Source organism: Chromobacterium rhizoryzae, assembly GCF_020544465.1.
In the GTDB taxonomy this organism is placed as follows: domain Bacteria; phylum Pseudomonadota; class Gammaproteobacteria; order Burkholderiales; family Chromobacteriaceae; genus Chromobacterium.
This window is the reverse complement of sequence record NZ_CP066126.1, coordinates 2002790-2016015: the sequence shown is the minus strand read 5'-3', so window position 1 is coordinate 2016015 and position 13226 is coordinate 2002790. Positions and strand designations below refer to the sequence as shown.

The 13226-nt window shown below is 65.0% G+C and carries 12 protein-coding genes; all 12 read right to left on the bottom strand.

The window, feature by feature from the left end; translation table 11 throughout:
* Positions 1-17 precede the first annotated feature (17 nt).
* The 12 genes from fliI to JC616_RS09150 all read right to left on the bottom strand — a co-directional run bounded on the left by fliI (position 18) and on the right by JC616_RS09150 (position 13192).
* Positions 18-1412, bottom strand: a complete 1395-nt coding sequence (fliI, locus tag JC616_RS09205) for a flagellar protein export ATPase FliI (protein ID WP_227107860.1) — start codon at positions 1410-1412, stop codon at positions 18-20.
* Complete coding sequence (locus JC616_RS09200; RefSeq protein ID WP_227107858.1) at positions 1393-2220, bottom strand: FliH/SctL family protein; 828 nt, start codon at positions 2218-2220, stop codon at positions 1393-1395. Before JC616_RS09200 ends, fliI begins: the two co-directional genes overlap by 20 nt.
* Positions 2201-3199 (bottom strand): flagellar motor switch protein FliG, encoded by a 999-nt coding sequence (gene fliG, locus JC616_RS09195; protein ID WP_048413990.1) that lies wholly within the window; start codon positions 3197-3199, stop codon positions 2201-2203. Before fliG ends, JC616_RS09200 begins: the two co-directional genes overlap by 20 nt.
* Positions 3192-4886 carry a flagellar basal-body MS-ring/collar protein FliF gene (fliF, locus tag JC616_RS09190; protein WP_227107856.1) on the bottom strand — a complete coding sequence of 565 codons (1695 nt, stop codon included), beginning with the start codon at positions 4884-4886 and terminating at the stop codon, positions 3192-3194. Before fliF ends, fliG begins: the two co-directional genes overlap by 8 nt.
* 101 nt (positions 4887-4987) lie before the next feature.
* On the bottom strand, positions 4988-5308 hold the full coding sequence (gene fliE, locus JC616_RS09185; protein ID WP_019099998.1) for a flagellar hook-basal body complex protein FliE: 321 nt from the start codon (positions 5306-5308) through the stop codon (positions 4988-4990).
* A gap of 2 nt (positions 5309-5310) precedes the next feature.
* A complete protein-coding gene (locus JC616_RS09180) occupies positions 5311-6687 on the bottom strand; it encodes a sigma-54-dependent transcriptional regulator (protein WP_107799666.1) in 1377 nt (458 codons plus the stop codon).
* A gap of 22 nt (positions 6688-6709) precedes the next feature.
* On the bottom strand, positions 6710-7417 hold the full coding sequence (locus tag JC616_RS09175) for a chemotaxis protein CheB (RefSeq protein WP_107799667.1): 708 nt from the start codon (positions 7415-7417) through the stop codon (positions 6710-6712).
* Between the two features lie 70 nt (positions 7418-7487).
* Entirely contained in the window at positions 7488-7985 is a 498-nt protein-coding gene (locus JC616_RS09170) for a low molecular weight protein-tyrosine-phosphatase (protein WP_255701213.1), read from the bottom strand.
* Between the two features lie 129 nt (positions 7986-8114).
* Complete coding sequence (locus tag JC616_RS09165; RefSeq protein ID WP_227108577.1) at positions 8115-10340, bottom strand: ATP-binding protein; 2226 nt, start codon at positions 10338-10340, stop codon at positions 8115-8117.
* 5 nt (positions 10341-10345) lie between these two features.
* Positions 10346-10855: a molybdopterin-dependent oxidoreductase gene (locus JC616_RS09160; protein ID WP_107799669.1), complete on the bottom strand. Its 510-nt coding sequence runs from the start codon at positions 10853-10855 to the stop codon at positions 10346-10348.
* Between the two features lie 11 nt (positions 10856-10866).
* Positions 10867-12084, bottom strand: coding sequence for an EAL domain-containing response regulator (locus tag JC616_RS09155; RefSeq protein WP_158274295.1), 1218 nt, complete (start codon positions 12082-12084; stop codon positions 10867-10869).
* 184 nt (positions 12085-12268) lie between these two features.
* On the bottom strand, positions 12269-13192 hold the full coding sequence (locus JC616_RS09150; RefSeq protein WP_227107855.1) for a LysR family transcriptional regulator: 924 nt from the start codon (positions 13190-13192) through the stop codon (positions 12269-12271).
* Positions 13193-13226 lie beyond the last annotated feature (34 nt).

Sequence of the window (13226 nt, the reverse complement as noted above, 5' to 3'; positions counted from 1 at the left end):
TCCGCCACGGCTCAGCCTCAGGACAACACGCCCTGCAATTGTTCGCAGCTGGACGGGAAATCCTGCGACTCATGCATAGGCTGGGTCAGAAAACCGACCATGGGCAGCTGACGCCGCATCGCCTCGTCCAATACCGGATCCGAGCCGGGCACATAGGCGCCGACGCTGATCAGATCGCGGTTGCGCTGATAGCGCGAATACAGCTGCTTGAATTGCCGGGCCAAAGCCATCTGCGACTGCGGCACCACGTCCACCATCACCCGGCTGATGGACTGCTCGATGTCGATGGACGGATAGTGGCCGGATTCGGCCAGTTCGCGCGACAGCACGAAGTGGCCGTCCAGAATGGCGCGCGCCGAGTCCGCGATCGGGTCCTGCTGATCGTCGCCCTCGGACAGCACCGTGTAGAAGCCGGTGATGGAGCCGCCGCCCTCGGCGGCGTTGCCGGCGCGCTCGATCAATTGCGGCAGACGCGCGAACACCGACGGCGGATAGCCTTTGGTCACCGGCGGCTCGCCGATGGCCAGCGCGATCTCGCGTTGCGCCATCGCGTAACGGGTCACCGAATCCATCAGCAGCAATACGTCCAGGCCCTGGGCGCGGAAATACTCGGCCAGCGCGGTGGCGTAGGCGGCGCCGTGCAGCCGCATCAGCGGCGGCATGTCCGCCGGCGCGGCCACCACCACCGAGCGGGCGATGCCCTCGTCGCCGAGAATGTTTTCGATGAAGTCCTTGACCTCGCGGCCGCGCTCGCCGATCAGGCCCACCACCACCACGTCGGCCTTGGTGAAGCGCGCCATCATGCCCAGCAACACCGATTTGCCCACGCCGGAGCCGGCGAACAGGCCCAGACGCTGACCGCGCCCCACCGTCAACAGGCCGTTGATGGCGCGCACGCCGACATCCAGCACGTCGCGCACCGGCGATCGGTCCAGCGGGTTCATCGGCTGGCTGTGCAAGGGAAACCAGGCGTCGGGATGAATGTCGCCCTTGCCGTCCAGCGGCCGGCCCAGCGAGTCCAGCACCCGGCCCAACAGGCTGAGCCCCACCGGCACCATGCGGCCGGACGCGCCGTCGCCGGCGGCCTGGGCCCGGGTCTTGCCGAATTGCGGCGGGTGCTGCGGCGTCAGCGGCATCACCGGCGTGCCCGGCAGCAAGCCATGCACATTGCTCAGCGGCATCAGAAAGACTTTGTCGCCGGAGAAGCCCACCACCTCGGCTTCCACCAGACGCTTATCCGCCAGGGCCACCTGGCAGGCGCTGCCCACCGGCAGCTTGAGGCCCACCGCTTCCATCACCATGCCGGTGACGCGGACCAGCTTGCCGCAGGGCTGCCACAGCTTGGCGGCGCGCGCGCTGTCCGCGCAATCGCGCAGCCAGGCGCGCTGGCGCTCAATCAGCGGCGGGCTCATCGTCCATTCCCAAGGCTTTGCGCATGGCGGCGATGCGGGTGTTCATGGTCAGATCCAGCCGCAACGCCGCGGTGTCTATCACGCAGCCGCCGCGCTCCACTTCCGGATCCTCTATCCATTGCCACTGGGTTTCCGGCGTCTCCTGGGCCAGAAACTCCCGCGCCACGGCCAGATCCGCCGGGTTCAAGCGCAGCCGCGCCTGAGCCAGCGTGGCCGGCAAGTCCTCCAGCGCCTCGCGCAGCAACTCCTGAATCAACAAAGGATTCTGCCGCGCCAGCCCATGGCTCAACTGGCCGGCGAGCTCCAGCGCCAGCGCCAGCCAGTCCGCCGACAATTCGGTTTCAAAACGGGAAATATCTTGCGCCAGCCCTGCCGCCAGCGCTTGCAGCGGCTGCCAGGCCGCGGCGAAGCGGGCCTCCTGCTCGGCGCGCACCTCGGCCAGACCCTGCTCGCGCCCGGCGGTCAAACCTTCTTGATAACCGGCGGCGCGGCCGGCTTCCTCCCCGGCCTCATGACCGGACTGCCAGGCTTCCTGATGGATGGCTTCCAGCTCCGCCGCGGTGGGATAACCGCTGACCGCGCGCTCGTTTTCGGCCCCGCCGGCTTCCGCTTCGGGCTCGGCCGGTGCCGGCTCGGCGGCGGACTCCGCCTGCGCCTGCTCCTGCTGGCGGCGGCGCTGCTGCGCCAGCTCCATCAGTTGCACCGGCGTCAGTCTCTGAGTCAGGCCGTCCAGCGCGTTGGGACTCCAACTGCTCCAGCCCTCCAGCTCCTCGCCGGGGATGATGGGATTACTCGACGAGACCTTCATCACCGCCCTTGCTGCCTAGCACGATCTGGCCGTCGTCGGCGAGCTTGCGCACCACCTTGAGGATTTCCTTCTGCTCGGCCTCCACTTCGGACAGCTTGACCGGGCCCTTGGACTCCAGGTCGTCGCGCAACATTTCCGCGGCCCGCTGCGACATATTGCGGAAGATTTTGTCCTTGAGCTCGGCGCTGGTGCCTTTGAGCGCGATGACCAGAGAATCGGACTGCACTTCGCGCAGAATCGTCTGGATCGAACGGTCGTCGATTTCCAGGATGTTCTCGAACACGAACATCTTGTCCTGAATGCGCTGAGCCAGCTCCGGGTCGTACTCGCGGATGTAATTGAGCGCGGCGGCCTCGACGTTGGAGCCCATGAAGTTGAGGATTTCCGCGGTCAGGCCAATGCCGCCGGCCGCGCTCTTCTTGATACGGTCGGAACCGGACAAGAGCTGGGTCAGCACGTCGTTCAGTTCGCGCAGCGCCTGCGGCTGCACACCCTCCAGCGTGGCGGTCCGGATCAGCACTTCGTTGCGCATCCGCTCCGGGAAGAAGGACAGAATGGAGCTGGACAGATCCGGCTCCAGATGCACCAGAATGGTGGCGATGATCTGCGGGTGCTCGTTGCGGATCAGGTCCGCGGCGGAAGAAGGGTCCATCCACTTCAGGCTTTCGATGCCGCTGTGGTCGTTGCCCTGCATGATCTTGTCCAACAGGTTGGCCGCCTTGTCCGGGCCCAGCGCCTCGATCAGCACATTGCGCAGGTATTCGTCGGACGCGCCGATGCTGGCGCGCGCCGCGCACTCGCCCTTGAATTCGCTGACCACCTCGTCGATCTGTTCGTAGCTCAGATTATTGATCGCCGCCATCGCCAGCGAAATTTTCTGCACTTCCTTGGGACCGAGGTATTTGAACACCTCCACCGCCTCGGCCTGCCCCAGGCTGAACAGCAACACCGCGCTTTTGCGCACTCCGTTCTCACTCATCGGCGCTTATCCATTCCTTGATGATCTGGGCCGCCATGCGCGGATCGGATTTCACCATTTCACGCACCGCTTCCAGATTGGTGGTGTATTGCCGCATCTGCGCTTCGCGCGGATCGCCGCCGCCCGCGGCGCCGCCGGCGTGACCGGCCGCGCCCTCCTCGCCTTCTTCTCCGGCCACGCCCAGCAGGCGGCCGCCCGCGGCGGCGGCCTGCGCCGCGGCCTCTTCTTCGCTGCCCTTGGCCGGCGCCGGCGGCTTGACCAGATCGCGCATGATGGGCCGCACCACGCCGAACAGCAGGTAGAGCACCGCGATGGTCAGCAGGCCGTACTTGATCAGGCTGGAGCCGTTGCTGGCCACGTAGTCGGTGACTTTTTCCTGCAGCGTCGCCGGCACTTCGGCGTCGGCGAAGGCGGCGTTGACCACGTTCAGGGTGTCGCCGCGCTGGGTGTTGAAGCCCATCGCCTCCTTGACCAGATTATTGATCTGCTGAACCTCCTGCGGGGTCAGCGGCGTCGGCTTCATTTCGCCGTTCTTGTCCGGCATGCGCCGGTAATTGACCACCACGGCGGCCGATAGGCGCTTGACGCCGCCCTGCGGCATCTTGGTGTGCTGGATGGTCTTGTCGACTTCGTAATTGGTGGTGATGTCGCGTTGCAGCGTGCCGGACGCGCCCATGGTCTGGCCGGACAGCGTGGCGGTGCCCGGCGCGGCGCCCGGCGGCAAGGTGATCGGAGCGGAGGCGGCCGACGGCGGCTGATTGGACAAGGCCCCCGGCACGCCGGACGGCAACGCCGCGCCGTTGTTCAGCTTTTCGCTGATCTGCTGGCTGCGGGTGGAGGACGGATTGGGACTGGAATTGGGCTTGAAGGTTTCCGAGGTCTGCTCCACCTCGGCGAAATCGACGCTGGCGGTGACCTGGGCGCGAGAATTGCCCTTGCCGAAGATCGGCTCCAGAATATCCTCGATGCGCTTGACGTAGCCCTCTTCCACCTGGCGCACATAGCCCAGCTGGCGCTGATCCAGGCCCGAGTTCTCGTCCGGCCCGTTCTGTTTGGACAGCAGATTGCCGTCCTGATCGACGATGGTGACGTTCTTGACCGGCAGATTGGGCACCGAGCTGGACACCAGGTGCAAAATGCCGGCGATCTGCCCGGCGTCCAGCATGCGGCCGCGGAACAGGCTCAGCATCACCGAGGCGGTGGGCTGTTGCTGTTCGCGCACGAAGACGCTTTGCTTGGGAATGGCGATATGGACGCGGGCGGTCTCCACCGAGCCCACCGCTTCAATGGTGCGCGCCAGCTCGCCCTCGATGGCGCGCTGGTAATTGACTTGCTCGGCGAACTGGCTGATGCCGAACTTCTGATTGTCCATCAGTTCGAAACCGACGCCGCCGGCCTTGGGCAGGCCTTGCGCCGCCAGCTTCAGGCGCGCGTCGTAGACCTTGTCCGAGGGCACGGAGATGGTGCCGCCCTCGCCCAACTGATACGGCACGTTCATCTGCTGCAGCGAAGCGGCCACCTGCCCGCCGTCGCGGTCGGAGATATTGGAGAACAGGACTTTATAGCTGGGCGTGCGGTTCAACACCACCGCGCCCACGATAACAGCGAAAATGGCGGCTACCGCCGCGAGGAACAGGACTTTTTTATTGTTGGGAAGCGCTTTGAAGCGATCGGACGCTTCATTCATGCGGCTTCGCCAAACGGGCGTAGCGTTTTCTTCTGCCAGGTCAGCCATACAGTGGTTTTAGGTTCGAGCCCACCGCCGCCGGCTGGTCGGGTCCGGCAGCGCTAGACTTGGGTATTCATGATTTCCTGATAGGCGGTGACCAGCTTGTTGCGCGCCTGAACCATGGTCTGGAACGACAGGCTGGCTTTCTGCAGCGACACCATCACGTCCTGCAGGTTGACCCCCTCGTCACCCAATTCAAATTGCTTCTGCATCTCCTGCGAAGTCTGCTGCGCCGAATTCACCTGCTCCAAGGTGGACTTTAGCACAGCGGAGAAGTCCACCTGGGACGCTTCCGGGGCCGTAGCGGCGGGCTTGCCCGCGGCCAGGGCCGAGGCGGTGCGCAGCTCGCCCAACAGTTGATCGATATTTGGCACTGACATGGTTACTCCAAGCCATTTCCATCTGGAACCTCCTGACATCCGTCGGCTGCGTCTTCATCACGGTAACGCTGCAATTTATAGCGCAAGGTGCGCTCGCTGATGCCCAGTTTTTCCGCGGCCAGCTTCTTGACGCCGCCCACTGCGGTCAAGGTTTCCAGAATATGGCGTTTCTCTAGCGTTTTCATGTCGGTTTCATCCGACACGGAATAGTCTTTTTCAGACGCTGTCCGGGTAACCTGAGCCGCGCCGGAGTCGTGATCCAGCAGCAGGTCGGCGGCAAAAATTTCCGCCCCGGCGGCAAGAATCACCGCCCGCTGCACCACATTCTCCAGTTCGCGGATGTTACCCTCCCAACTATAGGCCGTCAAATGACGTTCCGCATCCTCGGACAGGATCAGATTGCCTCTTCCGGCGGCCTCTGCGTACTTTTTAAGCATGATTCGTGCCAGCGGCAGAATATCGTCGCGTCGTTCGGCCAGCGCGGGGATGCGCATCGGGAACACGTTCAAACGGAAATACAGGTCCTCGCGAAATTGCCCCGCGTCCACCGCGGCCTGCAAATCGCGGTTGGACGTGGCCAGCACGCGGATGTCCAGCTTCAGGGTGCGCGTGCCGCCGACGCGCTCCACTTCCCGCTCCTGCAGCACGCGCAGCAGCTTGGCCTGCAGCGACAACGGCATCTCGGTGACTTCGTCCAGCAGGATGGTGCCGCCCTGCGCCTGTTCGAACTTGCCCGGCAAGGCCTGGGCCGCGCCGGTGAACGCGCCGCGCTCATGGCCGAACAAGGTGGACTCCAGCAGGTTTTCCGGGATCGCCGCGCAGTTGACCGCGACGAATGGCCCTTCGCAGCGCTTGGAGTGCCGATGGATGTAGCGCGCCAGCACTTCCTTGCCCACGCCGCTGGGGCCGGAGATCATCACGCTGACGTCGCTGCCGGCCACGCGGCCGGCCAGCGCGAACAGCTGCCGCATCGCGGCTGACTCGGCCACCACCTCGCCGCTCGTCTCGCTGGGCATGCGCAGCAAATGCTTTTCCACTTCGGCGATCAGGCTGGCCGGCTCGAAAGGCTTGAGCAGGTAATGCGCGGCGCCCGCGCGCAGCAGTTCAATCGCCCTTTCGATGACGCCGTAGGCGGTCATCAGGATGAAGGGCACGCCGGGATAGCGTTTTTTCGCTTCCTCGAACAACGCGTAGCCGTCCATCGGCGCCATCTGGGCGTCGGATACGATCAGCCCCACCGGGGCTTCTTTCAATTTGGCCAGGGCCGCGGCGCCGTCGCCGGCCTCCAAGGTGGGATAACCGGCCAGGCTTAGGGTGTCGACGATGGCTTCGCGCAGGTCCGCGTCGTCTTCCACCACCAGAATAGGGAGATACTTCATGTCTTCTTGTTCTATCAGAGGGTTAAGCCGAGCCGCCGGCTTGTTGTTGCTTTTGCGTGGCCAGCACCGACAAACGCGTGGCGATGCTTTCCAAGGCCAGCACTTCGTGCGCGCCGCCCATGGCGATGGCCTCCTTGGGCATGCCGAACACCACGCAGCTGGCTTCGTCCTGGGCGATGTTCCAGGCGCCGGCCTGCTTGAGCTCCAGCATGCCGCTGGCGCCGTCCCGCCCCATGCCGGTCAGGATCACGCCGATGCAGTTCTTGCCCACCAGGTTGGCGGCGGAGCGGAACAGCACGTCCACGGACGGGCGATGCCGGTTGACCGGCGGCCCGGCGTGCAGGCCGATGGCGTAGCCTATGGTGGGCGCCGGCTTGATCAGCAGATGGGAATGGCCGGGCGCAATGTAGACGGTGCCGTTTTGCAGCCGTTCATTGTCCTCGGCTTCCTTCACCGTAAGCTTGCACAAGGTGTTCAGCCGCGTGGCGAAGGAATGGGTGAACATCTCCGGCATATGCTGGGTAATCAGGATGGGCGGCATCGAGACCGGCAGCGCGGTCAGCAAGGTGCGCAGCGCCTCCGTGCCGCCGGTGGAAGAGCCGATGACGATCACCGCCTGGCTGGCCAAGGGCACTTTGCCGGCCTGCTTGGGCAAGATAATGTCGGCGTTGTGGCTGGGCACTACGTCCAGCGGCTTCTTGGCCGCGTTTCCCCTCGTCAGCTGCCCCATACGCGTCCTTGGCTTTCTCTGGTTATTGTAAAAACAGCCCGCGCGCACGGCGCCGCCGCGTCAAACGGCTTCATGGCGCCGGCTCCGTTTCGGCGTCCGCGATGCGGGCCAGCCAGGCGTCGCAAGCCGCCTCCACCAGATCCAGCACGGTGTCGAAACCGCCTGCGCCGCCGTAATAGGGATCGGGCACGTCGCGGGCGGCGCCGGACAGCGGCTCCAGCAGCAAATGCAGCTTGCCCCGATAGGATGGCGGACATTGGGTATTTAACAAAGCCAAATTTTGCCGGTCGGCGGCCAAAATCCAGTCGAAACGCTCGAAATCGCGCGCCTCCACCTGTCTTGCCCGCAAATCGGACAGGTCGTAGCCGCGACGCAGCGCCGCCTGACAGGTGCGCCGGTCCGGCGCTTCGCCGACATGGTAGCCGTGCGTGCCCGCCGACTCCACTTCAATCCGCGCCTCCAGGCCCGCGCGCTTCAGCTTGGCGCGCATCACCCCTTCCGCCGTTGGCGACCGGCAGATGTTTCCCATGCAAACAAATAAAATGGACAAGCAATCGTTCTGGCTCATGGACGGCTTCGGCTCTCTATTTTTATTCAGTATGGGATTCAGGCACCCACTCGCCCCGATCTTATCACTTCCGCCGCCGGCTACGCGTCCGCGAGAAAGGCGCCGGCTATTTTCCCTCCGCCCCCGCGGCTAACGCAGCGCCGGCAAATCCATGCCGGCCAGATAGCCGGCCGCGATGCAGGCGCTGCGCGTCGAGTCGAACAGCAGGCCCACTCTTTCCGCCTCGTCGGCCAAGCCCTCCTCCGCCGCCAGCGCCAAGCGCTCCAGCCCGGCGCAGGATCCGCCCAGCGCGCTGAAGCCCAGGGTCAGCGCGGCCCCCTTCAGATTGTGCGAGTGGCGTCGCACCTGATCTCGCTGACCGGCCAGCGCGGCGGCCAGCAGCTCGTCGACCCGGCCCACCTTGCCGGCGAAGAATTGCGCCACCAGCTCCCGGTATTTTTCCAGGGTCAGCATTTCGGTCATTTTTTCGATCATCGCCACGTCCAGCAAGGCCGGCAGCAAGGTGGGCTCGGCGTTCGGCTCCCGCGCCGGCCCATTGCCGAACTGACGCTCCAGCATGGCGTGAAACTCCGTCACATGCAGCGGTTTGGCCAGGAAATCGTCCAGGCCGCCGGCCAGAGCCTTGTCCCGCGTTTCCGCGAGGACGTCCGCCGTCAGCGCGACGATCTTCATCCCCGGCGTCATCGCGCGCTCGCGCAAATGCCCGGTCGCCTCGATGCCGTCCATCGCCGGCATGTGCAAGTCCATCAAGACCAAATCGAAGGGCTGCCGGGCGGCCGCCTCCACGGCTTCCGCGCCGTCCTGGATCACGGTGACCAGATGCCCTTGCTTTTGCAGCATCGCCTGCATGTATTTGCGATTGATCGGATTGTCGTCCACCACCAGGACGCGCAGCTGACGCTCCAGCCCCGCCGGGTCCGCTTCCGAGCCCGTCTTGGCCCGGCCCTCCGGCGCGTTCATCGCCTGCAAAGGCAGCGACAGCACGAAGACGCTGCCGGCGCCCAGCGCGCTGTGCACGGTGATGTCGCCGCCCATCAGCTGCGCCAGGTTCTGGGAAATCTCCAGTCCCAGGCCGCTGCCGCCGTACTGACGCACGGTGGAGCTGTCGCCCTGAGAGAAACGCTTGAACAAGCGCGCCAATGTGGCGTCGTCCATGCCGATGCCGGTGTCCCGGACCGTGATCCGCAGCACGGCGCCGGCTTCCGCGCCCGATTCCGCGGCCTCCGCCTGTATAGTTACCGCGCCGATCTCGGTGAACTTGATCGCGTTGCTGAGCAGATTGAGCAGGATCTGCCGCAAGCGGGTGGGATCGCACAACACCCATTCGGGCACGTTCAAATCCAGCGCCATGCGCATGGCCAGCCCTTTGGACACCGCCTGTCCGCGCATCAGGCTTTCGCATTGCAGCAGCAGTTGCCGCAGATTGCACACCGTGGGCAGCAGATCGAGCTTGCCCGATTCCAGCTTGCTGGCGTCCAGCACGTCGTTCAACAGGGCCATCAGGTGGCGGGCGGATTCTTCGGCGGTCTTGATGTAATCGGCCTGCACCGGCGTGGGATTGCAATCCCCCAGCAAGGAGAGCATGCCCAGCACGCCGTTGAGCGGGGTGCGGATTTCATGGCTCATATTGGCGAGAAACACGCTTTTCGCCATGCTGCCGGCCTCGGCCTGGACCCGGGCCTGCTCCAGCACGTCGGTCAGTTCCTCCAGTTCGTGGCGTCGGCGTTCCAGTTGCCGCAGCTGCCGCACCACGATGGTGGCGAAGCCCAGGATCAGCGCCCATTCGAAGGCCATCAGCCAATTGCTGACCACGATGTGCTGCTGCATGCTTTTATTGCGCGCGTCCACCTGTTCCGCCATGCGCTGGTTGGCCACCAGCGACAGGTCGTGCAGCGGACCGCTCAGCAAGTCCAGTTCGGTGTCCAGCCGCCGCAGGCCGTCCAGCTCCAGCTCCGCGCCGGATTGGCGGCCGAAATAAGCGTCGGCCTTGCGGATGAAGGCGTCCAGTTTGGGCCGGGCCTGCTGGTATTCCTGGGTGCCGTCCAGCAGGCTGGAATACAGGCCGTGGTCGACCACGCCCACGCGGCTGACGAAGATGTCGTAGCGCTCCTGCAGTTCGGCCCGGTCCTGCTCATGGTTCAGCACATGTTCTATCGTCGTCTGCAGCCGCATCGATTCGGTTTCGAGCTGAAAGTAGGCCCATACGATATTGTCGCCTTCGTAGCGCGCCGCGGTGTTCAGCATGTCCGCCTGCCGCACCTGGATATAGGCCACTCCGGCGAACACGCAGGCCAGCGTCGCCCCGATCAAGATCAGGCTGCGCCAGGCGGAATAGCTTCGCTGCGGCGTCTTCATCGCGCTCAATGCACCTGCAGGGATTTGAGTTGCCAGGCGGAACGGTTGTAATACAGCTCCGAACGCAGCTCTTCTTGCGAATCGTAGGGGTAGACGATGAACAAGGGCCCTTTTTCCCGCACCGGCATCGGTTTGCCGTTCATCTGAGTCGCCAGGATCACGTCGAAGCGGCTGGCGTCGTCAAAGGGGATATCGGTCTTGTAGTCGTTCAGCGCCACCGCTTTCAACAGTTTGCCGTGGGCGCCGGCGGCGGCCAGCACGTCGCGCAGCAAGGGCCCCGAAAAGCGGGTCAAGCCCGGGTACCACGGCGTGTGGGTGCTGAAACTGCGCTGAGGCAGTTTGGCCAGCATGGCCATGTCGAAGGCGGCGACGTCGCCCTGGTTTTTTTGGCCGACGTTGCCGCTGATCACCAGCACCGCCTTGCCGGCGGGCTTGGCCAAAGCGTCGACCGCCGCGGCCAAGGGCGCCGCGGCGGCCAGGCCGAGCAGCAACAACAGGATTCCAAGTCGTTTCATGGTTTTCTCGCTTAGGTGTGCGCTGCAATGAATACCCAATCCCGCGCCGACTGCGGCACGCCTCCGCCGCAATTCGCCAGCCACTCGGCGAAGGAGGCCTCGTCCACCGGCGGGGAGATCAGGGAACCTTGGGCCGCCGATACGCCGAATGCCTGGCACAAGCCCCACTCGGCCTCGGAAGCCACGCCCTCGGCCACCACTTTCAAGCCCAACCGGCGGCCCAATTCCACGCTGGCCAGGAAAATGGAGCGGTTGGTGGCGTTGCTCGCGGCGTCGATGACGAAGCCCTTGTCGATTTTCAATTCGGTGAACGGGATGCGCGCCAGCCGGTCCATGCTGGCGAAGCCGGTGCCGAAATCGTCAATTGCCAGGCCGGCGCCTTTCAGACGCAAGCGCGTCATGATTTCCAGCGCCGAGGCCGGGTCCGCCATCACGCCGCTTTCCGTGACCTCGAACGTCACCCGGGACATCTCAAGATCGGCTTCGTTCGCAATCGCGACCAAAGCAGCCACCAGACTGGAGTCCTTCAGGGATTGCATGGAAAGATTGACCGACATGTCCAGACGCTGCCGCGCGTCCAGGCGTTTGAGCGCTTGCGACGCGTCCGCGAACAAACGCTTGGTCATCTGCGTGATCAGGCCGCTTTGTTCCGCCAGTTCGATGAACTGCAACGGCCCGAGCAAGCCCAGCTGCGGATGCAGCCAGCGCGCCAGCACTTCCACGCTCAACACCCGGCCGCTGGCCACATCCACCTGCGGCTGAAAAAACGGCACCACCTCGCCGCGCTCTATGCCCAGGCGCAGTTCCTCGCTGTTGATCCGTTCCAAAGGCAGGCACACCGCTTCCCCGGGCGCGACGGGCGCGGCCAGCATCGCCAGCAATTGCTCCGGATCCACCGGCTTGGGCAAGACGCCGCACAAACGCAGCGCGTACATTCGCGCCAGATCCGCCACGCTGTCCAGCACCCTTTCGTCGAAACCGCTGGTGATCAGCAATTTGCCGCAATAAGCCCTCTCGCCCAAATGACGCACGAACTCGACGCCGTCCATGCGCGGCATGTCCAGATCGCAAAAAATCAGATCAAAGGCCCGGTCGCCGGCATCCAGCTGCATCAGCGCGTCCAGGCCGTCGACCGCCTCGGAAATCTTGCCCATGCCCAGCTGCCGCAATACCGCGGTCAGGAATTGCCGGGACACGGCTTCGTCGTCAACCACCAAGATTTGCGGCATCGTCTCCCCCATCTAGCCCATCTCGTGCTGGCTGTTTTCACTATCGACGCCGGCTGCGAGCTTCCGCGACCGCGCCCCGCCGCGCTGTGCTTGGCCGCGCGGCGGTCCGGATCTCGTTTTTGCCCCTGTAGTATCTAAATAGCCCGCCGCCTTCGTCTTTTCCAGCCGGCGCGGCTCGGCGAGCTCAGCCGCCCCAGGCGGCCGGCCGTGCCACGGCGGCCAGTTCCTCGCGCATTTCCAGCGCCAGCTGCCACACTTTCCGCGCCAGCGGCGACAAGGAACGGTTGGGCCGTTTGATCAAGACGATGCGGCGCCTCTCCACCGGCAGCAAGGGCAATACGCTCAAGCCGCCGCCGGCGGGCGGCGGCATGGCCAGTCCCGGCGCGACGCTGAGGCCCAGGCCGGCCGCCACCATGCGGAACACCGACTGCGAGTGCCCCAATTGCTGCGCCACTTCGCAGGCCAGGCCGTGCCGGGCCAGCAAGTCGTCTATCAGCCGGCGGCTGCCCGAGCTGTGGTCCAGCAAGACCAGCGGCTGGCCGTCCAGTTGCGACCAATGCGCCGCGTCCTGGCCGGCCAAGGCGTGGTCGCTGCGGCACACCAGCCAGAAGTCGTCTTCCAGCAGGGGCTCGCTGTCCAGCGCCGCGGCCGCGTCGGGCTCCACCACCAGGCCGAAATCCACCTGTCCGCCCGTGACCGCGTCTATGTTCAGGCGCTGCACCTGGTCGTGCAACACCAGCTTCAGCTGCGGATAGCGCTGCCGGCACCGCGCGATCAACAAAGGCATCAGGCTGGCCGACAAGGTGGGGCTGCTGGCCACCCGCACCACGCCGTGCGCCTGCGCGCCCTCCATCCGGGCTTCGCCCAGCGCGTCCTGCAGCGCCTCCAGCACCCGCGTCAGCTTTCCCTGCAAACGGCGAGCCGCGGCGGTGGGCTCCACCTCGCGCGTGGTGCGGTCGAACAAGCGCAGATCCAGTGCCTGTTCCAGCTCCCGCACCGCGCGGCTGACCGCCGGCTGGGTCAGACCCAGCGCGTCGCCGGCGCGGCTGAAGCCGCCCAGCTCGATCACGGCCTGGAACACTCGCAGTTGGCGCAAAGTCACATTCATATCAATTACTCATCAATTGATCAGATAAATGCAT